The 23,605-nt window shown below is 71.1% G+C and carries 17 protein-coding genes and 2 pseudogenes; 9 read left to right on the forward strand and 10 right to left on the reverse strand.

Annotated elements, in window-relative coordinates; genetic code table 11:
* Window positions 1–105: 105 nt before the first annotated feature.
* On the forward strand, window positions 106–1,113 hold the full coding sequence (locus AB0J02_RS09785; RefSeq protein ID WP_363193072.1) for a LacI family DNA-binding transcriptional regulator: 1,008 nt from the start codon (window positions 106–108) through the stop codon (window positions 1,111–1,113).
* Window positions 1,110–2,441: a Gfo/Idh/MocA family oxidoreductase gene (locus AB0J02_RS09790; RefSeq protein WP_363193073.1), complete on the forward strand. Its 1,332-nt coding sequence runs from the start codon at window positions 1,110–1,112 to the stop codon at window positions 2,439–2,441. The genes AB0J02_RS09785 and AB0J02_RS09790 overlap by 4 nt, the downstream gene beginning before the upstream one ends.
* Before the next feature lie 67 nt (window positions 2,442–2,508).
* Here AB0J02_RS09790 and AB0J02_RS09795 read toward each other — a convergent pair whose 3' ends face one another.
* From AB0J02_RS09795 to iolC, 5 genes and pseudogenes are all read right to left on the reverse strand, one after another.
* On the reverse strand, window positions 2,509–3,921 hold the full coding sequence (locus AB0J02_RS09795; RefSeq protein ID WP_363193074.1) for an APC family permease: 1,413 nt from the start codon (window positions 3,919–3,921) through the stop codon (window positions 2,509–2,511).
* Between the two features lie 466 nt (window positions 3,922–4,387).
* Entirely contained in the window at window positions 4,388–5,896 is a 1,509-nt protein-coding gene (mmsA, locus tag AB0J02_RS09800) for a CoA-acylating methylmalonate-semialdehyde dehydrogenase (protein ID WP_363193075.1), read from the reverse strand.
* Between the two features lie 68 nt (window positions 5,897–5,964).
* Window positions 5,965–7,869 (reverse strand): 3D-(3,5/4)-trihydroxycyclohexane-1,2-dione acylhydrolase (decyclizing), encoded by a 1,905-nt coding sequence (gene iolD, locus AB0J02_RS09805; RefSeq protein ID WP_363193076.1) that lies wholly within the window; start codon window positions 7,867–7,869, stop codon window positions 5,965–5,967.
* A gap of 20 nt (window positions 7,870–7,889) precedes the next feature.
* Window positions 7,890–8,720: a 5-deoxy-glucuronate isomerase gene (gene iolB / locus AB0J02_RS09810; protein ID WP_363193077.1), complete on the reverse strand. Its 831-nt coding sequence runs from the start codon at window positions 8,718–8,720 to the stop codon at window positions 7,890–7,892.
* A gap of 1,385 nt (window positions 8,721–10,105) precedes the next feature.
* Window positions 10,106–11,065: pseudogene (gene iolC, locus AB0J02_RS09815) on the reverse strand (5-dehydro-2-deoxygluconokinase); the annotation flags it as partial.
* A 151-nt stretch (window positions 11,066–11,216) separates the two neighbouring features.
* Between iolC and AB0J02_RS09820 the strand changes: the two are divergent.
* Together AB0J02_RS09820 and AB0J02_RS09825 are read left to right on the forward strand one after the other, a co-directional pair.
* On the forward strand, window positions 11,217–12,128 hold the full coding sequence (locus AB0J02_RS09820; protein ID WP_363193078.1) for a sugar phosphate isomerase/epimerase: 912 nt from the start codon (window positions 11,217–11,219) through the stop codon (window positions 12,126–12,128).
* 315 nt (window positions 12,129–12,443) lie between these two features.
* Complete coding sequence (locus AB0J02_RS09825; RefSeq protein ID WP_363193079.1) at window positions 12,444–12,644, forward strand: MerR family transcriptional regulator; 201 nt, start codon at window positions 12,444–12,446, stop codon at window positions 12,642–12,644.
* Between the two features lie 86 nt (window positions 12,645–12,730).
* Here the strand turns inward: AB0J02_RS09825 and AB0J02_RS09830 are convergent.
* Window positions 12,731–13,039, reverse strand: a pseudogene (locus AB0J02_RS09830) (alcohol dehydrogenase catalytic domain-containing protein); the annotation flags it as partial.
* Between the two features lie 26 nt (window positions 13,040–13,065).
* Complete coding sequence (locus AB0J02_RS09835) at window positions 13,066–14,280, reverse strand: cation:proton antiporter (protein WP_363193080.1); 1,215 nt, start codon at window positions 14,278–14,280, stop codon at window positions 13,066–13,068.
* A gap of 76 nt (window positions 14,281–14,356) precedes the next feature.
* Between AB0J02_RS09835 and AB0J02_RS09840 the strand changes: the two genes are divergently transcribed.
* The 3 genes from AB0J02_RS09840 (at window position 14,357) to AB0J02_RS09850 (ending at window position 18,122) form a co-directional block, all read left to right on the forward strand.
* The gene (locus AB0J02_RS09840; protein WP_363193081.1) at window positions 14,357–15,301 is read left to right on the forward strand and encodes a PrsW family intramembrane metalloprotease; all 945 of its coding nucleotides are present in this window, start codon (window positions 14,357–14,359) and stop codon (window positions 15,299–15,301) included.
* A gap of 76 nt (window positions 15,302–15,377) precedes the next feature.
* On the forward strand, window positions 15,378–15,722 hold the full coding sequence (locus AB0J02_RS09845; protein ID WP_363193082.1) for a heavy-metal-associated domain-containing protein: 345 nt from the start codon (window positions 15,378–15,380) through the stop codon (window positions 15,720–15,722).
* A 75-nt stretch (window positions 15,723–15,797) separates the two neighbouring features.
* Window positions 15,798–18,122, forward strand: coding sequence for a heavy metal translocating P-type ATPase (locus tag AB0J02_RS09850; RefSeq protein WP_363193083.1), 2,325 nt, complete (start codon window positions 15,798–15,800; stop codon window positions 18,120–18,122).
* A gap of 437 nt (window positions 18,123–18,559) precedes the next feature.
* Here the strand turns inward: AB0J02_RS09850 and AB0J02_RS09855 are convergent, their stop codons facing one another.
* Together AB0J02_RS09855 and AB0J02_RS09860 are read right to left on the reverse strand one after the other, a co-directional pair.
* Window positions 18,560–19,849 carry a citrate synthase gene (locus AB0J02_RS09855; RefSeq protein ID WP_338696674.1) on the reverse strand — a complete coding sequence of 430 codons (1,290 nt, stop codon included), beginning with the start codon at window positions 19,847–19,849 and terminating at the stop codon, window positions 18,560–18,562.
* Between the two features lie 197 nt (window positions 19,850–20,046).
* Complete coding sequence (locus AB0J02_RS09860; protein WP_363193084.1) at window positions 20,047–22,305, reverse strand: ATP-dependent RecD-like DNA helicase; 2,259 nt, start codon at window positions 22,303–22,305, stop codon at window positions 20,047–20,049.
* 229 nt (window positions 22,306–22,534) lie between these two features.
* Here AB0J02_RS09860 and AB0J02_RS09865 point away from each other — a divergent pair, with 229 nt between their 5' ends.
* On the forward strand, window positions 22,535–22,663 hold the full coding sequence (locus tag AB0J02_RS09865) for a hypothetical protein (protein ID WP_363193085.1): 129 nt from the start codon (window positions 22,535–22,537) through the stop codon (window positions 22,661–22,663).
* Between the two features lie 89 nt (window positions 22,664–22,752).
* Entirely contained in the window at window positions 22,753–22,989 is a 237-nt protein-coding gene (locus AB0J02_RS09870; protein WP_363193086.1) for a DUF4287 domain-containing protein, read from the forward strand.
* A 19-nt stretch (window positions 22,990–23,008) separates the two neighbouring features.
* On the opposite strand, the gene AB0J02_RS09875 is transcribed toward AB0J02_RS09870, so the two are convergent.
* Entirely contained in the window at window positions 23,009–23,581 is a 573-nt protein-coding gene (locus AB0J02_RS09875; protein ID WP_363193087.1) for a hypothetical protein, read from the reverse strand.
* Window positions 23,582–23,605: the final 24 nt, after the last annotated feature.

The raw sequence follows: 23,605 nt of genomic DNA on the forward strand, positions 1-23,605 counted from the left end.
AAAACAGGCCGTGCCCCCCAGGGGCGCGGGGAACTGCGCGAACGGCCACCGCGGCGCCGTACACGCCGGAGAAACCCCAGGCCACCACGGCGCGAAGGCGACCACGTGACCGGCGGAGCCATCGGCGCCGAGGACGTTGCCGCGCAGGCAGGCGTGTCGCCGGCCACCGTCAGCCGGTGCTTCGCCTCTCCGCACCAGGTGCGTCCGGAGACGAGGACCCGTGTCCTGGCCGTGGCGGAGCGGCTCGGGTACCGGCCCAGCCGGATCGCCCGCTCCCTCGCCCTGGGGCGAACCGGCACCCTCGGGCTGATCGTGCCGGACATCGCCAACCCGTTCTTCGCCGTGATCGCCAAGGCGGTCCAGGCCCGCGCCCGCCGCAAGGACTACGCGGTGTTCCTCGCCGACACCGACGAACACCCGGACGACGAGTACGAGTTGGCGCTCACCCTGGCCCGCCAGGTCGACGGCCTGCTCCTGGTCTCCCCGAGGATGGAAGGCGACCGGCTCGGCGAGATCGTCCGGCAGGTGCCGAGCGTCGCCGTGAACCGGAGCGTGTCCGGGGTCCCGTCCGTCGTCGCCCCCAGCGAGGACGGCCTGCGCCAGGCGGTGGCCCATCTGCACGCGCTCGGCCACCGCCACCTGGCCCTGGTCCTGGGCGCCCGCAACTCCTGGTCGAGCGAGCGGCGCGGCCACGCCGTCCGCGGCGCCGCCGCGCAACTGGGCCTAGAAGTCGATGAGTTCGGGCCGCACGAGCCCAAGTTCCACACCGGGGCCCAGGTCGCCGACCTCGCCCTCGCCGCGGGCGCGACCGCGATCGTCGCGCACAACGACCTGATGGCCCTCGGCATCCTGGCCCGCCTCGCGGAACGCGGCGTACGCGTACCCGACGACGTCAGCGTGGTCGGCGCCGACGACACCCTGCTCGCCACCACGGCCAGTCCCGCCCTCACCTCGGTCCGCATCCCCCTCGACGTGCTCGGCGAACGGGCCGTCGACCTGATGCTGCACCGCCTGGACCACCCCGAAAGCCAACCCCGCGAAACCGTTCTGACCAGCGAGTTGATCGTCCGCCGCTCCACCGGCCCCGCCCCGCGAAAGGAAGCCCGACCATGACCTCGTCCGCCGCCCGGAAACGCGCCGCGATCATCGGCACCGGCCACCGTGCCCAGATGTACACCAAGGCCCTCGGCGCCCGCGCCCACTACGACATCGCCCTCCTCGCGGACCCGAGCGCCAGCCGGGTCGCCCACCACAACCGGCTCCTGACCTCCCTCGGCAAGCCGCGGGCGACCGCGTGCGCCCCCGCCGACTTCGCGCAGGCGCTGCGCCGCCACCGCATCGACGAGGTCGTGGTCACCACCGTCGACGCGACCCACCACACGTACATCAACACCGCCCTGGAGGCGGGCTGCCGCGTCGTCACGGAGAAGCCGCTGACGACGGACGCCGAGAAGTGCCGGTCGATCCTCGACACGGTCGAGCGCACCGGCGGCGAACTCTCCGTCGGCTTCAACTACCGCTACAACCCGGCCCACGAGAAGATCTGGCAGCTGCTCCACGACGGCGCGATCGGCGAGATCCGCTCCGTCCACTTCGAGTGGCTGCTCGACGTGCGGCACGGCGCCGACTACTTCCGCCGCTGGCACCGCGAGAAGCGGCACAGCGGCGGCCTGCTCGTGCACAAGTCGGGCCACCACTTCGACCTCGTCAACTGGTGGCTCGGCGCGGCCCCCGCCCGGGTGCACGCGGAGGGCGGCCTCGTCTTCTACGGCCGCGACAACGGCGAACGCACCGGCCTGCGCCGCGACTACGTCCGCGCCCACGGCTCCCCCGAGTCGGCCGCGGACCCGTACGCGATCCGGCTCGCCGACGACCCGAACCTCACCTCCCTCTACCTCGACGCGGAGGCGGCCGGCGACCCGTACATCCGCGACCGCAACGTCTTCGGCGACGACATCGACATCGAGGACGACCTCGCCCTCCTCGTCCGCTACGACTCCGGCGCGACGATGACGTACCACCTCACGGCGTACTCCCCCTGGGAGGGCTACCGCGTCATGTTCAACGGCACGGCGGGCCGTCTGGAGCTGGAGGTCGAGGAGAACACGTGGCAGCCGCCGCGGGTCGCCTCCGGCGGCGAGGGGGCGCACGGCGGGGTCGTCATGGACCGGCCCGGCCGTACGTCGATTCTGCTGCGGCCCCTGTGGGAGGCGCCGCGCGAGATCTCGTACGAGAGCGCCGCCGGGTCGCATGGCGGGGGTGATCTGCGGATGCTGAAGGAGTTGTTCGGGGCTGTCGGGGACGGGTCCGACGTGGGTGCGGCCCCCGCCGCGGGGAAGGGGGCGACCGCGCGGGACGGCGCCCTTGCGCTGGCCGTTGGGGTCGCGGGTAATCGGTCGTTGGTTTCCGGGCTGCCCGTGGAGACTGCCGGGTTGTGGTGAACGCCCCGGGGCTCCGCCCGGACCCCGCTCCTCGATCGCCGGAGGGGCTCAATGGGAGCGGGCTCGACTACTCCGGCACCGAGATCACCCAGCGGGTCTCCGGGCGCGGGCGCAGGTACAGCGCCCAGTACACCGTCGCCGCCGCCGTGATCCCGCCCGTCCACAGCAGGTACGACACCTCCTGCTGACTGAGCACGTACGCGAGCACCGCGATCAGGAGCACCGGGACCGCGGGCCACAACGGCATGCGCCAGGCGGAACGGTCGCGGTGCGCGCCGCGGCGGGCGAGGAGGGCGGCGACCGCCACGAGGATGTACATGCCGGTGACGGAGACGCCCGTCACGCCGTACAAGGTGTCGAGGTCGACGAAGCAGAGGGCCGCGCCGGGCACACCCACGACCAGCGTGGCGACCCACGGGGAGCCGAGGCGGCCGAGCCGGGACAGGGCGTGGTTGACCGGCGACGGCCACGCCTTGTCGCGGGCCGAGGCGAACAGGACGCGGGAGTTCTGGATGACCATGACGATGCCCGCGTTGATGATCGCGAGGGCGACGCAGAGGGAGACGAACGTGCCGACGGCCGAGTTCGACCACGCCTCGACCATGGAGCCGATGTCGCCCGAGGTGAGGGCCGAGAGGTCCTGGGCGCCCATCGTGATCGCCACGACCGGGACGAGGATGATCACCGTGGAGATGGCGAGCGTGGCGAGGACCGTGCGGGAGACGGACGTACGGGGGTTCTCCAGCTCCTCGGAGAGGTAGACGGCGGTGGAGAAGCCCTGGGTCACGAACAGGGCGATGGCCAGGCCCGAGACGACGAGCATCGCCGTGACCGTGTCCGGGTGGCCTCCCGTGTGGCCGCTGCCGCCCGCCACCTCCATGGAGACCAGCGAGCCCGCGCCGCGCTGCGCGTGCGCGAAGCCGAGGACGGCGACGACCGCCGCCGCGATGACCTCCAGGACCAGGAAGACGCCGGTGATCCACGCGTTGGCGCGCAGGTCGAGCAGCCCGGCGAGGGTCGCGAGCAGCATCACGCCGGCGCCCGCGACCGACGGGTCCAGGTGGACGAGCGGGGCGAGGTAGTCGGCGGTGCCCATCGCGATGACCGGCGGCACGATCACCACGACGAGCAGCGACAGGACGAAGACCAGCCAGCCGGCCAGCCGTCCCGCGAGCGTGGAGACCATGGCGTACTCGCCGCCCGCGCTGGGGATGAGCGTGCCCAGCTCCGAGTAGCAGAACGCCACGCCGATACAGAGCAGCGAGCCGATCGCGATGGTGAGGGCGGTGGCCGTGCCGAGGCTGCCGAACAGGTCGGGCACGACGACGAAGAGCGTGGAGGCGGGCGTCACGCACGAGAGCGTGAGCAGGGTGCCGCCGACGACGCCGATGGAACGCTTGAGCTTCTGGGGCGGTGCCGTGTTCGGCAGGGGCTCCACGGCCGGGGGGACGGCGGCGGTGGGGCGAAGCGTGTCGGTCATGGAGCGGTTCCGATCGACTGTCGACTGGTGCGGCGGTGACTCGGGCGGGAGCGCTATCGCCTCCGATGGGCTGGAGTGTGGGGTGGTACGTCCGCTCCCGGCGCGTCATCGAACCCCGCCGGTAACCGGAACGTCAACGCTCATTTCCCTGCGGATTCCGCACTCGTCGCTCCCGCCAACTGACCGACCTTCCTTAGCTGTTCGCAAAGTTGGCCGAGTTCAAGCCAGTACAAACGAAAGTTGACCTTGCTATCAGAGGCACATCGCTCCTTGTGCCTCCGGCACCCGATTCATCCCCTACGTGCGGGAACCGCAGCCGAGCCCCCGAACTTCGCCGAAATTTGTCCGCAGTCCGGACACCGAGGCGCAGCACAAAAAGGCGTACGGCACACAGTGACGCCGCTGTGTGCCGTACGCCTTTGAGTTTCGGCTCAGTGCTCAGTGTTCAGTGCTCAGTGCTCAGTGCTCAGTGGTTGCGGGGGAAGCCCAGGTCGACGCCGGCCGGGGCGTCGGACGGGTCCGGCCAGCGGGTGGTGACGACCTTGCCGCGGGTGTAGAAGTGCGTGCCGTCGTTGCCGTAGATGTGGTGGTCGCCGAAGAGGCTGTCCTTCCAGCCGCCGAAGGAGTGGTAGCCGACGGGGACCGGGATCGGGACGTTGACGCCGACCATGCCGGCCTCGACCTCCAGCTGGAAGCGGCGGGCCGCGCCGCCGTCCCGGGTGAAGATCGCGGTGCCGTTGCCGAACGGCGAGTTGTTGATGAGGGTCAGGCCCTCCTCGTACGTGTCGACGCGCAGCACGCACAGGACCGGGCCGAAGATCTCGTCCGTGTAGGCCTTGGCGGACGTCGGGACGTTGTCGAGCAGCGAGAGGCCGATCCAGTGGCCGTTCTCGTGGCCCTCGACCGTGTAGCCGGTGCCGTCGAGGACGACGTCGCAGCCCTCGGCCGCCGCGCCCTCGACGTACGACGCCACCTTGTCGCGGTGGACGGCAGTGATGAGCGGGCCCATCTCGGACGTCGGGTCGTTGCCCGGGCCGATCTTGATCTGCTCGGCGCGCTCCTTGATCTTCGCGACGAGTTCGTCACCGACCGAGCCGACGGCGACCACGGCCGAGATGGCCATGCAGCGTTCGCCCGCCGAGCCGTACGCCGCCGAGACCGCCGCGTCGGCGGCCGCGTCCAGGTCGGCGTCGGGCAGCACCAGCATGTGGTTCTTGGCGCCGCCGAGCGCCTGGACGCGCTTGCCGTTGGCCGAGGCCGTGGTGTGGATGTGGCGGGCGATCGGGGTCGAGCCCACGAACGAGACCGCCGCGACGTCCGGGTGCTCCAGGAGCCGGTCCACGGCCACCCTGTCGCCGTGGACGACGTTGAAGACACCGTCGGGCAGCCCCGCCTCGGCGAGCAGCTCCGCGATCTTGATCGACGCCGACGGGTCCTTCTCCGACGGCTTCAGGATGAACGTGTTGCCGCACGCGATGGCGATCGGGAACATCCACATCGGCACCATCGCCGGGAAGTTGAACGGCGTGATGCCCGCGACGACGCCGACCGGCTGACGGATCGACGACACGTCCACGCGGCTCGCGACCTGCGTCGACAGTTCGCCCTTCAGCTGCACGTTGATGCCGCAGGCGAGATCGACGATCTCCAGGCCGCGGGCCACCTCGCCCAGCGCGTCCGAGTGCACCTTGCCGTGCTCCGCGGTGATCAGCTCGGCGATCGCGTCCCGGTTGGCGTCGAGCAGCGCGCGGAACCGGAAGAGGATCTCGGTGCGCTTGGCCAGCGACGACGTGCCCCAGCTCGCGTACGCCTCCTTGGCGGCGGCGACCGCCGCGTCCACCTCCTCGACGCTCGCGAAGTCGACGCGCGTGGTGACGGCGCCGGTCGCCGGGTCGGTCACCGGGCCGTGGTTGCCCGAGACGCCCTCGACGGTCTTGCCGCCGATCCAGTGGTGGACCAACTTCGTGTCAGACATGCGGGCAACTCCTGTTACGTCTGCTTACGTCGACTTACGTCTGCTTGCGTCTGCTGCTTCTGCCGGTTTCAGAGGTGGCGGCGGCGCGTCGTGACGTGCCGGTCGTACTCCTCGCGGGCCTTGACCGCCGACGGCCGGTCCGCCGTCTCGGCCACGGGCACATCCCACCACGCCTGCGCCGGGGGCGGCCCCGACACTGTGTCTGCCGTTTCTGTCTCCACATAGACACATGTGGGACGGGTCGCGGCCCGCGCCACGGCGAGCGCCTCGCGCAGTTCCCTCACCGTCCTCGCACGGTGCACGTCCATGCCGAGGCTGGCCGCGTTCGCCGCGAGATCGACGGGGAGCGGCCGCCCCGTGTACGCCCCCTCGTCGCCCGGGAGGCGGTACTGGGTGGCGAAGCCCTCCGCGCCGACGGACTCGGAGAGCCCCCCGATCGACGCGTAACCGTGGTTCTGCAGGATGACCACCTTGACCGGGATCCCCTCCTGCACGGCCGTCACGAGTTCCGTCGGCATCATCAGATACGTGCCGTCGCCGACCAGCGCCCACACCGGCCGGCCGGGCGCGGCGAGCGCGACGCCGAGCGACGCCGGGATCTCGTAGCCCATGCAGGAGTAGCCGTACTCGACGTGGTACTGGTCGCGCGAACGCGTCCGCCAGAGCTTGTGCAGATCGCCGGGGAGCGAGCCCGCCGCGTTGATGAGGATGTCGTCCCCCGACACCAACTCGTCCAGCGCGCCCAGGACTTGGGCCTGCGTCGGGCGCACCAGGTCGCCGGGGGCCGCGTAACAGGCGTCGACGCGGTACTCCCAGCGCTCCTTGTCCTCGGTGTACTCGGTGACGTACGCCGGCTCCGTCCGGTGCCCGCGCACCGCCTCCGCGAGCGCGGTCAGGCCCTCGCGGGCGTCCGCCACCAGCGGCAGCGCGGCCAGCTTGTGCGCGTCGAACGCGGCGACGTTGAGGTTCAGGAAGCGCACCCCCGGGTGGGCGAAGAGGGTGCCGGACGCCGTCGTGAAATCCGTGTAGCGGGTGCCGACACCGATCACCAGGTCGGCCGTCCTGGCCAGCTCGTTCGCGGTGGCGGTGCCGGTGTGGCCGAGGCCGCCGACATCGGCCGGGTGGTCGTGGCGCAGGGAACCCTTGCCCGCCTGGGTGGACGCCACGGGGATGCGGGTCGCGTCCGCGAAGGCCTTCAGCGCGTCCTCCGCGCCGCTGTGGTGGACGCCGCCGCCCGCGACGATCAGGGGACGTCCGGAGTTCCTCAACGCCGTTGCCGCCAGGGCCAGTTCGGTGGGCTCGGGAGGGGGGCGACGGATCGTCCAGGTGCGCTCGGCGAAGAAGTCCCGCGGCCAGTCGTACGCCTCCGCCTGCACGTCCTGCGGCAGCGCCAGCGTCACCGCCCCCGTGTCCACCGGGTCCGTGAGCACCCGCATCGCCTGCAGCGCGGCGGGGATCAACTGCTCCGGGCGGGTGATCCGGTCGAAGTACTTCGACACCGGCCGCAGACAGTCGTTGACCGACACGTCCCCGGCGTACGGGACCTCCAGCTGCTGCAGCACCGGGTCGGCGGGGCGGGCCGCGAACACGTCGCCGGGGAGCAGCAGCACGGGGATGCGGTTGATCGTGGCGAGGGCCGCGCCCGTCACGAGATTGGTCGCGCCCGGGCCGATCGAGGTCGTGACCGCGTGGGCGGACAGGCGGTCGCTCTGACGCGCGTACCCGACCGCCGCGTGCACCATCGCCTGCTCGTTGCGGCCCTGGTGGAACGGCATCTCCTCGCCGTACTGGACCAGCGCCTGGCCCAGTCCCGCCACATTGCCGTGGCCGAAGATGCCCCAGGTCGCGCCGATGAGGCGGTGGCGGACGCCGTCGCGTTCCGTGTACTGGCCGGCCAGGAAGCGGATCAGGGCCTGTGCTGTGGTGAGCCGGGTCGTCGGTGGTTGTGGGTGTGGTCGCGGTGGCGTGGGCACGGGCGTTGGTCCCTGCGGCGTCATCGGTAGCCCTCCGTCACGTGGTCGGGGTGAAAGCAGATCTTCCACTGCCGCTCCTGGCCCGGGCCCGCCATCACGTTCAGGTAGTACATGGCGTGCCCCGGCTGGGCGATCGACGGGCCGTGCCAGCCGTCCGGGACGAGGACCGCGTCGCCCGTGCGGACCTCCGCGAGGAGGTCGGTGCCGCCGGGGCGGGAGGGGGAGACCCGCTGATATCCGTAGCCGGGGGCGTCCGTGGCGGGGTCGGGCCCGATCTCGAAGTAGTAGATCTCCTCCAGCCGCGTCTCGATGCCCGGGCGGTCCTCGTCGTGCTTGTGCGGAGGGTACGAGGACCAGTTGCCGCCGGGGGTGATCACTTCGACCGCGATGAGCTGATCGCAGTCGAAGGTGTCCGCGGCGGCGAAGTTACGGACCCGGCGGGCGCTGATGCCGCTGCCGCGGGCCTCCACGGGTACCTCCGGCGCGGGGCCGTAGCGGACGGGGAGTCGTCGTCCGCACTTCGCTCCTGCCAGGGCGAAGCGGCCTCCCGCGCCGGAGGCGATCTCTGCGCTCGTGTCGCGCGGGAGGTACGCGAAGTCGCTCGCGCCGGTGAACACGTCCTCCCTGCCCCGCAGTTCGATGGCCCGGCCCTCCGCAGTCACCGCGCAGCCGCCTGCCAGTGGCAGCACGATCCATTCGCTCTCCCCCGTCTCGAACGCGTGCCGTCCGCCAGGGGGGAGTTCGAGGATGCGCAGGGCCGCGCGGGACCAGGTGGGCAGGCCCGTCTCGTCCGGGTCGACGAGCAGGGCGTACGGGCCCTCCTTCGCCGTGCCGTTGGGGAGGTACGTCATCCCTGCGCCTTCCTCCTTGTGTCGCTCGTGTCCGTGGGTGTGCGGGCCTACAGCAGGCCTACGGCCGTGTCGACCGCCTGCGCCACGTCCCCGTCCGGCGGGTACAGCAGTGATCGCCCCACCACCAAGCCCTGCACCGTGGGCAGTTGGAGCGCCCCTCGCCATTTCTCGTACGTGGCGTCCTGGTCGCCGTCCTTGATGTCGCCGCCCAGCAGCACCGCGGGCAGCGTGGACGTCTCCATGACGCGGGCCATCGCGTCGGGGTCGTCCGTGACCGGGAGTTTCAGCCAGGTGTAGGCGGACGTGCCGCCCAGCCCTGACGCGATCGCGATGGACCGGACGACGGCTTCGGAGCTCAAGTCGTTGCGCAGCAGGCCGGATTCGGGGTCGCGGCGGGACAGGAACGGTTCGACGAAGACCGGCAGGCGGTGGGCCGCCATGGCGTCCACGGCGCGGGCCGCCGTCTCCATGGTGCGTACCGAGCCCTCGCCCGGGTCGTCGTAGTCGATCCGCAGCAGCAGCTTGCCCGCGTCGAAGCCCAGGCGGTGTATGTCGCCCGGGGTGTACCCGGTGAAACGGTCGTCGAGCTCGAAGGAGGCGCCCGCGAGGCCGCCGCGGTTCATGGAGCCGATGACGATCTTGCCGTCCAGGGCGCCCAGGAGGAGCAGGTCGTCCAGTACGTCGGCGGAGGCGAGGACCCCGTCCACGCCGGGGCGGGAGAGGGCCAGGCAGAGCCGGGCCAGCAGGTCGGCGCGGTCCGCCATGGCGAAGGGGCGGTCGCCCGCCGCCAGCGCGCCGCGGGCCGGGTGGTCGGCGGCCACGATCATCAGCCGGGCGCCGGGCCCGGGCAGCAACGCCCGCCGCACCCGCCTGGCGGCGGCCTCGGCAACAGCCCCGGGTTGCTCGGCCCGCATCCGCGCCAACGTCCTCGCATCGGGGCCCGGTTGTGCGACGGAGGCGGCTTCGCTGCGGTGTAGGGGGCGCTGCGCCCACGGTTGCGTCGCAGGGGCGGGACCGCGCCCGGCTGCCTCCTCGGCCGGATCAGCACCACCGCCCCCCGACGCCGTAGACACGTCAACCGGCACCGAGTTCCCACGGCGCCCTGCGGAGGCACCCCGAGGCGTCCCCTCCCGTGCGCTTGCGACCGCGGGTGCGTGGGACTTCCCGTCCTGCTGCAGCGCCGTGCGACTGCCGTCTTGAGGAGCCGTCCCCGTTCCGTCCCCCAGTACGTCCGCCCCCGTCTTGGGCAGTCTGCCGCCTGGGGCGGCAGGGTGGGCAAGGCGGCCCCCCAGCGCCGGGGCACCGTCATCGTCGGGGGAGAGGTCCGCGCCGGGTACGCCGGGGGCCGTCGCCGGGGCACCCTCACCGTCGCGGGCGAGATCCGCGCGGACCTCGCCCGCGGTCAGCGCCGCTTCGACCTCCCCCGGTGACGGCATCGCCGAGGAGCACTCGAGCCGCGACGCCACAATCGCCCCGGCCGCGTTCGCGAACCGCATGACCCGGGTCAACTCCCAGCCGGCCAGCAGCCCATGACACAGCGCCCCGCCGAACGCATCGCCCGCCCCGAGCCCGTTGAGCACGTCCACGGGGAGCGGCGGGACCTCGGCGGTCTCTCCCTCGGAGGTCATCGCCAGAACTCCACGCGGGCCCTGTTTGACGATCGCCAGGCGCAGGCCGAAGGAGAGCAACTTGCGTGCGGCGGCGACCGGTTCACGCTCCCCCGTCGCGATCTCGACTTCGTCGACGTTGCCGACGGCCACCGTCGCGTGCCGCAGCGCCTCGACGTAGTAGGGGCGTGCCGACTCGGGGTTCTCCCAGAACATGGGGCGCCAGTCGAGGTCGAAGACGGTGTCGCCGGGCGCCCCCGCCCGGTGCGCGAGCGCGGCCAGCGTGGCCGCCCGGCTGGGCTCGGCGCACAGCCCCGTGCCGGTCATCCAGTAGAGCCGGGCGGAGCGGATCGCGTCGAGGTCGAGTTCACCGGTGGCGATCTCCAGGTCCGGCGCCTTGGGCTGCCGGTAGAAGTACAGGGGGAAGTCGTCCGGCGGGAAGATCTCGCAGAAGGTGACGGGGGTGGGGAGTCCGTCGACCGGTGTCACCCAGCGCCCGTCGACACCGAACCGCCGCAGCTGGGAGTGGAGATAGTCCCCGAACGGGTCACGTCCCGTACGGCTGATCGTGGCCACGCGCAGCCCCAGGCGCGCCGCGGCCACCGCCACGTTCGTCGAGGAACCGCCCAGGAACTTGCCGAAGGCGGACACGTCCGCGAGTTTCCTGCCCGCCTGCAACGGATACAGGTCCACCCCGATCCGGCCCATCGTGATCAGGTCGAACTCATCGCGGGCCATACGGGGTTCCCTTCGACGGCGACGTTCGGCGGGAGGCGGCTGGTGGGCCTGTTGCCAGATCTAGTCCTGTACCCACTCCCCTGTCAACATTTTGTCCTGACATTCGGACCATGCCTTGACACTGTTCTCGGGGGCCCTCAAGGCTGGCCCCATGACGACCCGGACATCACGGTCTGCACGCATCCGCATCGGCTCGGCACCCGACTCCTGGGGCGTCTGGTTCCCCGACGACCCGCTTCAAGTCCCCTGGCGGCGTTTCCTCGACGAGGTCGCCGCATCGGGGTACGAGTGGATCGAGCTGGGCCCGTACGGCTATCTGCCGACCGATCCGCGGGTGCTCGCCGAGGAGACCGGGCGGCGGGGGCTGAAGGTGTCCGCGGGGACCGTGTTCACGGGGCTGCACCACGGGCCGGCCGTCTGGGAGCGCACCTGGGAGCACGTCGCGTCGATCGCCGCGCTGACCCGCGACATGGGCGCCCGTCATCTGGTGGTCATCCCGTCGTTCTGGCGCGACGACAAGACCGGTGAGGTCGTCGAGGGGTCGACGCTCAGTGCCGAGCAGTGGGGGCATCTGGCCGCCGGGACCGAGCGGCTCGCGCGCGAGGTGGGTGAGCGGTACGGGCTGCGGGTCGTCGTCCATCCGCACGCCGACACCCACATCGACACCGAGGAGAACGTCGCCCGCTTCCTCGACGCCACCGACCCGGACCTCGTCTCGCTGTGTCTGGACACCGGGCACTACGCGTACTGCGGCGGCGACAGCGTCAAGCTCATCGAGACGTACGGCGAGCGCGTCGGTTATCTGCATCTCAAGCAGGTGAATCCCGCCGTGCTGGCGGGAGTGCGCGAGCGCGGTACGCCTTTCGGGCCGGCCGTGGCCCAGGGCGTGATGTGTGAACCTCCGCATGGCGTACCGGAGTTGGAGCCCGTGCTGGCCGCCGCGGCGCGGCTCGACGTCGATCTCTTCGCGATCGTCGAGCAGGACATGTACCCGTGCGAACCGGACCGGCCGCTGCCGATCGCCCGCCGTACGCGGGGCTACCTCAGGTCGTGCGGCGTCTGACCCGCCGGCTCCTGTGCCGCGCTTTCCGCCCCGCCTTCCCTGTGGTCGTGTGATCGCCGCCTGTCCGGGTCGCCCGTAGCCTCCTGTCCTTCCGCGCGCCGGTTCATGCGCCGACAACGCGCCACGTTTGCTTCATTCACGTCACAAACGCCCCTGTCTTGTCACACATGTCCGGCATACGCGGGTTCTGCGTCACAGAGGCCCCACAGGCCCTCGCTTCCTCACCGTGCGCATCGTTCTCCGGGCACAGGGTGAGTGATCGCCGACGGCCACCCCCGAGCCGTCGTCGCGACATCCGCCAGGGAGGAGCCACTCATGACCGACCGCAGGCTCTGGTCGTACAAAGAGATCGCCGCGCACATCCGGGTGCAGCCCGACACGGTCCGCTCGTACCGCAAGCACGGCCTCCTGCCGCCCCCCGATCACGTCGAGCGCGGCAAGCCGTACTGGTTCGCCGACACAGTCCGCGCCTGGGTCGCCTCCCGCCCCCGGAACAGGGGTATGACCAGAGATTGACGGGCCGGCCCGTCAGGGGGCGCCCCGCCCCCTGACCAACCCCCGCGCGAACGGCTCGATCACCGTCACACCGGCGCCTCCCCCATGGAGGCCGGCGCCGCGCAGTTGCCGCACGCGTACACGAACGGCACCGTCACCCGGCCCCCGGCCCGCCGGCCGCGCACATCGGCGCCCACTTCCCCGACCACTCCGGCGAGTTCGTGTCCGAGCACGTGCGGCAGCACGATGTCGGGGTCGTGGCCCTGCCACCCGTGCCAGTCGCTGCGGCACAGGCCCGTCGCCTCGACGCGCACGACGACCCCGTGCGGCGCGGCCACCGGGTCCGGCACCTCCGGTACCTCGGCCCGCTCGAACACGACGGCGCGCGTCCGCCCACCCCATTTCCCGTAGACGATCCACGACACCACCGTGAGCCGCCCTGTCACCAGGACTCCGTGCCCTGCCTCGGGCCCCGCGGCAGGGCCGGTCCCCCCGCGCCCGCGCGCAGCTTCAGGCCGATGAGCGGGAACACCAGCACGGACACCATCGCCGCCCCTACGAGCGACGCAGCCGTGTCGGTGGGCAGCACCCCGTCGTCCACGCCGATCGTGGTGATCGCGACGACCAGCGGCAGCGCGGTCGACGCGAAGAGCGTCAGCGCGCGCCGGTCGCGTACGCCCAGGTCGCGCGGTGCGAGCGCGTACACGGGCGCTCCGCGCACCAGCAGGAACAGCGCCAGGAACACCGGGAGCAGCAGCAGCGCCCGGCCGCCGCCGAGCAGCGCCTTCAGGTCGAACTCGATCCCGGTGACCACGAAGAAGATCGGCACCAGGAACCCGAACCCCATCGCCTCCACCTTCGCGACGATCTCGTGCGCACTGTCGGGCGCGGCCCCGTGCAGCACGAGCCGGACGACCATCCCCGCGGCGAACGCGCCGAGCAGTACGTCCACGCCCAGTGCCTGTGACGCGCCCAGCATGAGCGCGAGCAGCAGGACGACGAGCCGCACCGCGAACTGGCCGCTGCTGTGCAGGGTCTTGGCGATGACGCGGGAGAACCACGGCGGGCGCGGCCGCATCGCCCAGAGCACGGCGCCCGCGGTGATCGCCGCGAAGACGCCGAGGAGCGCGGCCGACTCGGCGGGTGAGCGCCCGCTGAGCAGCAGGGCCATGGCGATGATCGGCCCGAACTCCCCCACCGCGCCGATCGCCAGCATCACGGAGCCGAACCGCGAGTGCAGGTCGCCCGCGTCGCGCAGCACCGGGAGGACGGTCCCGAGGGCGGTGCTGGTGAGAGCCGTTCCGATGTAGACGCCTTTCGCGTACGACCATCCGCTGAGCGCGCACGCGAGCGCGAGGCCGACGGCGAGCGAGATCAGCCAGGCCCGGGCGGACCGTTTGAGGGTGTCGCCGCGAATCCTGTCGAACTCGATCTCGTATCCGGCGAGGAAGATCAGCATCGAGAGCCCCAGTTGGGAGAGGACGTCGATGACCTCCCCCTGCCGCGCCCAGCCGAGCACGTCGGGTCCGACGACGATGCCCAGCAGGATCTCGAAGATGACCAGCGGTACCGGCAGCCACCGTCCCGTCCCATAGGCGAGGAGCGGTGCCAGGACCGCGATGGTCATGATCAGAATGAGCGTTCCAGCCTGCGACATAGCGGGTGCTTACCATAAACTTCCGGCAAATCGGCCATGACTCTTGTCTGTTCGAGGGAAGTCGGAGGGAATCGCCGTGACGCACCCCCAGCCCCCCGGGGCACCCCGTGCCCACATCCCCCAGCAGCCCCCGCCGCCGGGACCGCAGATCCGCGCCGGTCTCTGGAAGCGCTGCCTCTGGAGCGGCCTGGCCCTCTGGGTGCTGACGGCGCTGGTCACGTACGCCACGAAGAACACCACCCTGCTCCCCACGCTGATCATGCTCGGCAGCTTCCTCGTGCCGGCGGTCTTCGTCCTCTGGGCGTACGAGCGGCACGGCCGTGGCCTGGGGGTGAACCTGATCCTGGGCTGCTTCCTGGTCGGCGGCGTCCTCGGTGTGCTGGGCGCCTCGGTGATGGAGTACTACCTGCTGCACCCCTCGGTCTGGATGTTCGTCGGCGTCGGCCTGATCGAGGAGGCGGTGAAGCTCCTCGCCCTCATGTACGTACTGCACCGCCATCCCCGCATCCACGGGCTGCGCGCCGGACTGATCCTGGGCGCCACCGTCGGCTTCGGCTTCGCGGCGTTCGAGAGCGCGGGCTACGCGTTCAACGCGGCGGTCACCATGAAGGGCATCGACCTGCGCTCCCTGCTGGAGACGGAGGTGCTGCGCGGTCTGCTCGCCCCGTTCGGCCACGGGCTGTGGACGGCGATCTCCGGCGCGGTGCTCCTCTCCTTCCGCAAGCCGAACGGGCACTACCGCTTCGCGGGGCCGGTGGTCCTCACGTACCTCGGTGTCGCCCTGCTGCACGCCCTGTGGGACTCGATGCACGGCATCGCGATCTGGCTGGTGGCGCGGATGACCGCCACCGGCCTCGACCGGGCGCTGTTCGCGGAGGGGTACATCCCCGAGCCCACCGACTCCCAGAAGCACCTCTTCACGCTCTTCTCCGTCGGCGGCCTGGTTCTGGTGTCGCTGCTCGGACTCGCCTGGGCCCGCTCGCTCGCCCGCCGTGATCCGTCTTGGAAAAATACCCCGTAGGGGTATAGCGTCGGCTGTGTCAGGAGATCCCGGGGGTACCCGGCCCCGCACCCTGCCATCCACCGAGGAGAACGTTATGAGCGCCCAGACCGAGCTCCACCAGATCGGCACCGAGGCCCCCGGATCCCCCGCGGCCGACGCGTCCTCCGGTTCCTGCTGCGGCGGCGCCTGCCACAGCGACGCCGCGGCCGCCGAGACCGCCGAGGATGCAGTCACCGTGGTCTACCAGGTCAAGGGCATGAGCTGCGGCCACTGCGAGGGCGCGGTCACCGCCGAGCTCTCCGAGCTCGACGGCATCTGCTCCATCCAGGCGGACGCCGCCTCGGGACAGGTCACCGTGGTCTCCGCGACCCCGCTCGACGAAGAGGCCGTGCGCGCCGCCGTCGACGAGGCCGGGTACGAGCTCGTCGGCAGGGCCTGAGGCCTCCGAGGCCCGACGGCATCCCGGGCCGGGCCCGCCGCGGCCCGGCCCGGCCGCCGTACCCTCGACACCACCATGACGGACGCACCTCCCACCGACACCGCCCCCGACACCGGCCTCACCATCGACCTCGCCATCGGCGGCATGACCTGCGCCGCCTGCTCCGCCCGCATCGAGAAGAAGCTCAACCGCCTCGAGGGCGTGACCGCGACGGTCAACCTGGCCACGGAGAAGGCGAAGGTCTCCTACGCCGCCGGGCTCGGCCCGGACATCCTGATCGACACGATCACCAAGCTGGGCTACACCGCCGAACCGGTCGTCAAGGCCGAGCCGAGCCCCGTGAAGGGCGTGGGGAACGGCGCGACCGGTCACGACGAGCCGGCAGGCGGCACAGACACCGCCACTGCCACCGCTACGGAGAGCGGCACAGGCACCCCCATCGGCCAGCGCCTGAAGATCTCCGCGCTGCTCACGGCCCCCGTGATCGCGCTGGCCATGATTCCCGCCCTGCAGTTCGACAACTGGCAGTGGCTCTCGCTGACCCTGGCGGCGCCGGTCGTGGTCTGGGGCGGCCTCCCGTTCCACCGCTCCGCGTGGACCAACGTCCGCCACGGCGCCGCCACCATGGACACGCTCGTCTCCCTGGGCACGCTCGCCGCGTTCGGCTGGTCCCTGTGGGCGCTGTTCCTCGGCCACGCCGGGATGCCGGGGATTCGGCACGGGTTCACGTTCGTCACCGAGCGGGCCGACGCCTCCTCCACCATCTACCTGGAAGTGGCCTCGGGCGTCGTCACGTTCATCCTCGTCGGCCGCTACCTGGAAGCCCGCGCCAGACGCAGCGCGGGCGCCGCCCTCAGAGCGCTGCTCGAACTCGGCGCGAAGGACGTCGCCCTGCTGGCCGCCGACGGCACCGAGGTGCGCGTCCCGGCGGACCGGCTGGCTCCGGGCGACCGTTTCGTCGTACGGCCCGGGGAGAAGATCGCCACGGACGGCACGGTCGTCGAGGGCGCGAGCGCCGTCGACGCCTCCGTCCTGACCGGCGAGTCGGTCCCCGTGGACGTGACCGTCGGGGACGCCGTCACCGGCGCGACCGTCAACGCCGGCGGCCGGCTCGTCGTCGAGGCCACGCGGGTCGGCGCCGATACACAACTCGCGCGCATGGCGCGGCTCGTCGAGGACGCCCAGACCGGCAAGGCGCAGGTGCAGCGCCTGGCCGACCGGGTCTCGGCCGTCTTCGTGCCGGTCGTGGTCGCCCTCGCCCTCGGCACGCTGCTCGTGCGCCTCCTCGCCGGCGGCGACCCGACCGCCGCGTTCGGCTCGGCCGTCGCCGTGCTGATCATCGCCTGTCCGTGCGCGCTCGGTCTGGCCACGCCGACCGCGCTCATGGTCGGCACCGGCCGCGGCGCCCAGCTCGGCATCCTCATCAAGGGCCCCGAGGTGCTGGAGGCGACGCGGGCGGTCGACACGATCGTCCTCGACAAGACGGGGACCGTGACGACGGGGCGGATGACCCTGCTCACCGCGCAGCCGGTCGAGGGAATCGACGAGAAGGAGCTGCTGCGCCTGGCCGGCGCCGTGGAGCACGCCTCCGAACACCCGGTGGCCCGTGCCGTCGCGTCGGGCGCCGCCGACCGCGCGGGCGAACTCCCGCCGGTCGAGGCCTTCGAGAGCGTTCCCGGGCTCGGCGTGCGCGGCACCGTGGAGGGCCATGCCGTCCTCGTGGGACGCGAGCGGCTGCTCGTGGACGCCGGGATCGAGCCGCCGCCCGCTGTGACGGCGGCCCGGCAGGCCGCAGAGGCGGAGGGCGGCACGGCCGTCACGGTCGCCTGGGACGGGGTGGCACGCGGAGTCCTGGCCGTCGCCGACACCGTCAAGGAGACCAGCGCCCCGGCCGTCGCCGAGCTGCGCGCGCTCGGGCTCACCCCGATCCTGCTGACCGGTGACAACCGGGCCGCGGCGGCGTCCGTCGCGCGGGCGGTGGGCATCGCCCCCGGCGACGTGATCGCGGAGGTCCTGCCGGCGGAGAAGGTCGACGTGATCCGGCGGCTGCGGGCCGAGGGGCGGGGCGTCGCGATGGTCGGCGACGGGGTCAACGACGCGGCCGCGCTCGCCACCGCCGACCTGGGTCTGGCGATGGGGACCGGCACGGACGCGGCGATCGAGGCGGGCGATCTGACGCTGGTCCGCGGCGACCTGCGGGTCGCGGCGGACGCGATCCGGCTTTCCCGCCGCACCCTCGCCACGATCAAGGGCAACCTCTGCTGGGCCTTCGGTTACAACGTCGCCGCGCTGCCGCTGGCCGCCGCCGGACTGCTGAATCCGATGATCGCGGGGGCCGCGATGGCCTTCTCATCGGTCTTCGTGGTCACAAACAGTCTGCGACTTCGCAGATTCACCTAGCCAGAGCTGGACCTCCACACAATCCACACGGCACAATTGCAGCACTCTCACGCAAGAGATTCACTTCTACATACCGGGCCTCTTGCGTACACACGGGACATAAGCAAGAGACGCAGATCACATCGATGTGAACGTAACCCTTTGCCGGTCCCGTGAGTCTAAGGAGGCGATGCAGAAACGTCTTGGGGGGCGTTTATGCATCGAGCGGGGCCGTCTTGGGGGACGGACCCGACTGCGTTGGCCGGGGCACGTGCACCGGGGAGCTTGAGCGGCCCACCCGTGCGTACGTGTTCCGGCGGCCACCGCGGCCGACGCAGACACAGACGCCCGGCCGGATCCCGTGGGGGGAATCCGCACCGGGAAAAGGAAAGCGCCCCGACTGTCGACCCGTGGGGGGATCGGCAGCGGGGCGCTTTCCGCTACTTACGGCCTGCTGGTCAGCGCTGCTCGACCGGGACGAAGTCCCGCTCGACGACGCCCGTGTAGATCTGGCGCGGGCGGCCGATGCGCGACCCGGGCTCCTTGATCATCTCGTGCCACTGGGCGATCCAGCCCGGGAGACGGCCCAGCGCGAAGAGCACCGTGAACATCTCGGTCGGGAAGCCCATGGCCCGGTAGATCAGACCCGTGTAGAAGTCGACGTTCGGGTAGAGCTTGCGCTCGACGAAGTAGTCGTCGGCCAGCGCGTGCTCCTCCAGCTTCAGCGCGATGTCCAGCAGCTCGTCGCTCTTGCCGAGCGCCGAGAGGACGTCGTGCGCCGCCGCCTTGATGATCTTCGCCCGCGGGTCGAAGTTCTTGTAGACGCGGTGCCCGAAGCCCATGAGCTTCACGCCGTCTTCCTTGTTCTTCACCTTGCGGATGAAGGTGTCGACGTCGCCGCCGGAGGCCTGGATGCCCTCGAGCATCTCCAGGACCGACTGGTTGGCGCCGCCGTGCAGCGGGCCCCACAGCGCGGAGATACCGGCGGAGATCGAGGCGAACATGTTCGCCTGCGAGGAGCCGACCAGACGCACGGTGGACGTCGAACAGTTCTGCTCGTGGTCCGCGTGCAGGATCAGCAGCTTGTCGAGCGCGGAGACGACCGTGGGGTCCAGGTCGTACTCGGCGGCCGGCACGGAGAACGTCATGCGCAGGAAGTTCTCGACGTAGCCGAGATCGTTGCGCGGGTAGACGACCGGGTGGCCGACCGACTTCTTGTACGCGTAGGCCGCGATCGTCGGAAGCTTGGCGAGAAGGCGGATCGTCGAAAGATTCCGCTGCTGCTCGTCGAAGGGGTTGTGGCTGTCCTGGTAGAACGTGGACAGCGCGGAGACGACCGACGACAGCATGGCCATCGGGTGGGCGTCGCGCGGGAACCCGTCGTAGAACCGCTTGACGTCCTCGTGCAGCAGCGTGTGCTGCGTGATGTCGTTCTTGAAAGTGGAGAGCTCGTCGACGGTGGGGAGCTCGCCGTTGATCAGCAGGTACGCCACCTCGGTAAAGGTGGAACGCTCGGCCAGCTGCTCGATCGGGTAACCGCGGTAGCGCAGGATGCCCTGCTCGCCGTCCAGGTAGGTGATCGCGGATTTATAGGCGGCTGTGTTGCCGTATCCGCTGTCGAGGGTCACCAGTCCTGTCTGGGCCCGGAGCTTCCCGATGTCGAAGCCCTTGTCGCCGACGGTGCTGTCGATCACCGGGTAGGTGTATTCGCCATCGCCGTACCGCAGTACTACAGAGTTGTCGCTCACGTCATCCCTCACCGACGTAGTGCCTCTTCTTCGAGGTGCCCTGACTGTCTCTACCATCCCCCACTTGGCCCAGCAGAGTGCACTCGGGGTCGACCATTGGGCCTATTGGCGGCACTGAGTGCCGCCAACCTGCTCATCCTGCCCCCTTCGCCCTGGTTCCGGAAGTGGTGTGTGACCTTCGCGACGAATTTGATCGATCAAAAATTTTGAAGGTTCGCACCGGAAAGACGGAAATCGAGCGCTGTACAGCGTCTGCCCGCCGAAACCGTGCGCACCGCCTGACCTAGAGCCTTCCGTGAACCGACCAGGACCACCAGCCTCTTCGCGCGAGTCACCGCCGTGTAGAGCAGATTCCGCTGGAGCATCATCCAGGCGCCGGTGGTGACCGGGATCACCACGCACGGGTACTCGCTGCCCTGCGAGCGGTGGATGGTGACGGCGTAGGCGTGCGTCAGCTCGTCCAGTTCGTCGAAGTCGTACGGGACTTCCTCGTCCTCGTCGGTCAGTACGGTCAGCTTCTGCTCGTCGGCGTCGAGGGACGTGACGACGCCGACCGTGCCGTTGAAGACGCCGTTGGCGCCCTTCTCGTAGTTGTTCCTGATCTGGGTGACCTTGTCGCCGACGCGGAACACCCGCCCGCCGAACCGCTTCTCGGGCAGCTCGGGACGGCCCGGCGTGATCGCCTGCTGGAGCAGCCCGTTGAGCGTGCCCGCGCCGGCCGGGCCGCGGTGCATCGGGGCGAGCACCTGGACATCGCGGCGCGGGTCGAGGCCGAACCTGGCGGGGATGCGCCGCGCCGCCACGTCGACCGTCAGCCGGCCGGCCTCCTCCGTGTCCTCCTCCACGAAGAGGAAGAAGTCCTTGAGCCCCTGAGTGACGGGCGGGACACCTGAGTTGATCCGGTGGGCGTTCGTCACGACACCGGACTCCTGGGCCTGCCGGAAGATCCGGGTCAGCCGCACGGCGGGAATGGGGCCGCCGTCGGCCAGCATGTCGCGCAGCACCTCCCCCGCGCCGACGCTCGGCAGCTGGTCCACGTCCCCGACGAAGAGCAGGTGGGCACCGGGCGCCACCGCCTTCACCAGCTTGTTGGCGAGGAGCAGGTCGAGCATGGACGCCTCGTCGACCACCACGAGGTCCGCGTCCAGCGGCCGGTCCTTGTCGTACGCGGCGTCGCCCCCGGGCTTCAGCTCCAGGAGCCGGTGGACCGTGGACGCGTCCGCGCCCGTCAGCTCGGCGAGGCGCTTGGCGGCGCGGCCGGTCGGCGCGGCGAGCACCACCTTCGCCTTCTTCGCGCGGGCCAGCTCCACGATCGAGCGGACGGTGAACGACTTGCCGCAGCCCGGCCCGCCGGTGAGCACCGCGACCTTCTGCGTCAGCGCCAGCCGGACGGCCTCCTCCTGCTCGGGCGCCAACTCCGCCCCTGTACGCCCCGCCAGCCAGGCCAGGGCCTTGTCCCAGACCACGTCGCGGAAGGCCGGCATCCGGTCCTGCCCCGTGCGCAACAGTCTCGACAGCTGGGCGGCCAGGGACAGTTCGGCCCGGTGGAAGGGGACGAGGTAGATCGCGGTGACCGGCTCCCCGTGCTCGCCCGGCACCTGCTCCCGTACGACTCCGGGCTCGCCGGAGTCCTCGTCCGGCAGCGCCAGCTCGGCCAGGCACTCGATGACCAGGCCGGTGTCGACCTGGAGCAGCTTCACCGCGTCGGCGATCAGCCGCTCCTCGGGCAGGAAACAGTGCCCCTGATCGGTGGACTGCGAAAGGGCGTACTGCAGACCGGCCTTCACGCGCTCGGGGCTGTCGTGCGGGATGCCGACGGACTGGGCGATGCGGTCGGCGGTGAGGAAACCGATGCCCCACACGTCGGAGGCGAGCCGGTACGGCTGGTTCTTCACGACGCCGATCGAGGCGTCCCCGTACTTCTTGTAGATGCGCACCGCGATGGAGGTGGACACGCCGACGCTCTGCAGGAAGACCATCACCTCCTTGATCGCCTTCTGCTCCTCCCAGGCGTCGGCGATCTTCTTCGTGCGCTTGGGGCCGAGGCCCGGCACCTCGATCAGGCGCTTCGGCTCCAGCTCGATGATGTCGAGGGTGTCCAGGCCGAAGTGCTGGGTGATGCGGTCGGCGAAGACCGGGCCGATGCCCTTGACCAGGCCGGAGCCCAGGTAGCGGCGGATGCCCTGGATCGTGGCGGGCAGCACCGTCGTGTAGTTCTCGACGGTGAACTGCTTGCCGTACTGGGGGTGCGAGCCCCAGCGGCCCTCCATCCTCAGCGACTCCCCGGCCTGCGCGCCGAGCAGGGAGCCGACGACGGTCAGCAGATCGCCGGCGCCTCTGCCGGTGTCCACCCGCGCGACCGTGTACCCGGTCTCCTCGTTGGCGTACGTGATCCGCTCGAGAACCCCCTCGAGTACCGCCGTCGACCGCGCGGCCGCCGCCTGCTCCTTCGCCATGATCCGACGGTATCGGGGAGGTCCGACAATCGGGCACCCGCCAAGGCCTCCAGGGTTTTTGGATGAGCGAGACGAGTGGGGCGGCGGCCGGGTTTCCGGTGGGTGTGCGGCGGCCGCTGCCCGAACTGCTGACCGCCGTGGCGCCGCTGGTGGGTGACCGGCTGGTGGGGTCCGGCTGTACGGGTCCGCCACGACGGGGTCGTTCGAGCCCGGGGTCAGCGACGTCGACGTGCTGACCGGGCCGGACGGTGAACTCGATCTGCACACGGGCGAGTCGGTCGCAGCGGAGGCGCACATCCCGCGAGCCCATCCGGGCTTCCAGGACCGGCTCGACCCGACGTTCGCGCCCGCCGCGTGAGGTGAATCACCGTGCGCCGCCGATGAGTTGCGTCCCCAAGCCATGTCGTACAGGAGACAGCGTCCGCTCCCGGCCGACAGGAATCCGTCATGACCAGCGTCAAAGGGCCCGCCAGTTACTTCCCGTCCATCGAGAAGAAGTACGGGCAACCGGTCTCCCACTGGCAGGGGCTCATCCGCGCATCGCCCCTGACCAAGCACATGGAGCTGGTCGGCTGGCTCAAGGCCGAGCACGGGCTGGGGCACGGGCACGCCAACGCGCTCGTCGCGCACACTCTCGCCGAGTCCGAGTCCGAGTCCGAGTCCGAGTCCGAGTCCAGGAAGTGAGCGGGGGCCGGGCGGGGCCCTACACCCCGCCCATCGGCTCCGGAGCGACCTTGACCGGCGTGCCCCAGACCCGCACCACCTCGTAGTCCGTGAACTCGTGCACCAGCCGGTACGCCATCGCCGCGTCGGGGCGGCGGCGCTGGGCCGCCAGGTAGAGGTCCGCCTCGCGCCGGTCGTGGCGCGGGGTGCCGCACAGCTGCCACACCTGTCCGTTCCACATCTCCGGGATCCAGCGCTGCTGGGGCTGGGGGCGGTCCTCGCGGGTGCCGTAGCGCGACATCACGGGCTGGTCCTCGGCGCGGGGGCGGGCGGGGCCGCCCCCGTACTCCGAGCGGCGCGCCTGCCGGCGGCGCGTCTCGCACAGGAGGCACAGGTCGGGCGCCGACTCGTCGACCGCGCCCTGCGGGTGCTCGGGGCAGCGGGTCGTGGGCGCCGAGCCGGTGACCGTGGTGTCGAGCAGCTCCAGGGCCCTCTTCACGTCGCCGCGCACCTCGTGGAGCTTGGTGTCCGAGGTGTCGCCGGTGAGGGTGTCGCCGTGTTCTCCGAGCAGGCGCAGGGCCCGGCCGAGTGCGGTGAGCTGCGCGTGGTTCACGGTCCTGCTCCGTCCCGGGTCCCG

The organism is Streptomyces sp. NPDC050264 (assembly GCF_040655895.1).
Lineage (GTDB): Bacteria > Actinomycetota > Actinomycetes > Streptomycetales > Streptomycetaceae > Streptomyces.

What these genes read in the sequence shown, in the direction of transcription:
- AB0J02_RS09790 (WP_363193073.1), top strand. Translation starts at nt 1,110, where the DNA reads ATGACCTCGTCCGCCGCCCGGAAACGCGCCGCGATCATCGGCACCGGC.
- AB0J02_RS09795 (WP_363193074.1), bottom strand. Translation starts at nt 3,921, where the DNA reads ATGACCGACACGCTTCGCCCCACCGCCGCCGTCCCCCCGGCCGTGGAG.
- mmsA (WP_363193075.1), bottom strand. Translation starts at nt 5,896, where the DNA reads ATGTCTGACACGAAGTTGGTCCACCACTGGATCGGCGGCAAGACCGTC.
- iolB (WP_363193077.1), bottom strand. Translation starts at nt 8,720, where the DNA reads ATGACGTACCTCCCCAACGGCACGGCGAAGGAGGGCCCGTACGCCCTG.
- AB0J02_RS09820 (WP_363193078.1), top strand. Translation starts at nt 11,217, where the DNA reads ATGACGACCCGGACATCACGGTCTGCACGCATCCGCATCGGCTCGGCA.
- AB0J02_RS09825 (WP_363193079.1), top strand. Translation starts at nt 12,444, where the DNA reads ATGACCGACCGCAGGCTCTGGTCGTACAAAGAGATCGCCGCGCACATC.
- AB0J02_RS09835 (WP_363193080.1), bottom strand. Translation starts at nt 14,280, where the DNA reads ATGTCGCAGGCTGGAACGCTCATTCTGATCATGACCATCGCGGTCCTG.
- AB0J02_RS09845 (WP_363193082.1), top strand. Translation starts at nt 15,378, where the DNA reads ATGAGCGCCCAGACCGAGCTCCACCAGATCGGCACCGAGGCCCCCGGA.
- AB0J02_RS09850 (WP_363193083.1), top strand. Translation starts at nt 15,798, where the DNA reads ATGACGGACGCACCTCCCACCGACACCGCCCCCGACACCGGCCTCACC.
- AB0J02_RS09860 (WP_363193084.1), bottom strand. Translation starts at nt 22,305, where the DNA reads ATGGCGAAGGAGCAGGCGGCGGCCGCGCGGTCGACGGCGGTACTCGAG.
- AB0J02_RS09870 (WP_363193086.1), top strand. Translation starts at nt 22,753, where the DNA reads ATGACCAGCGTCAAAGGGCCCGCCAGTTACTTCCCGTCCATCGAGAAG.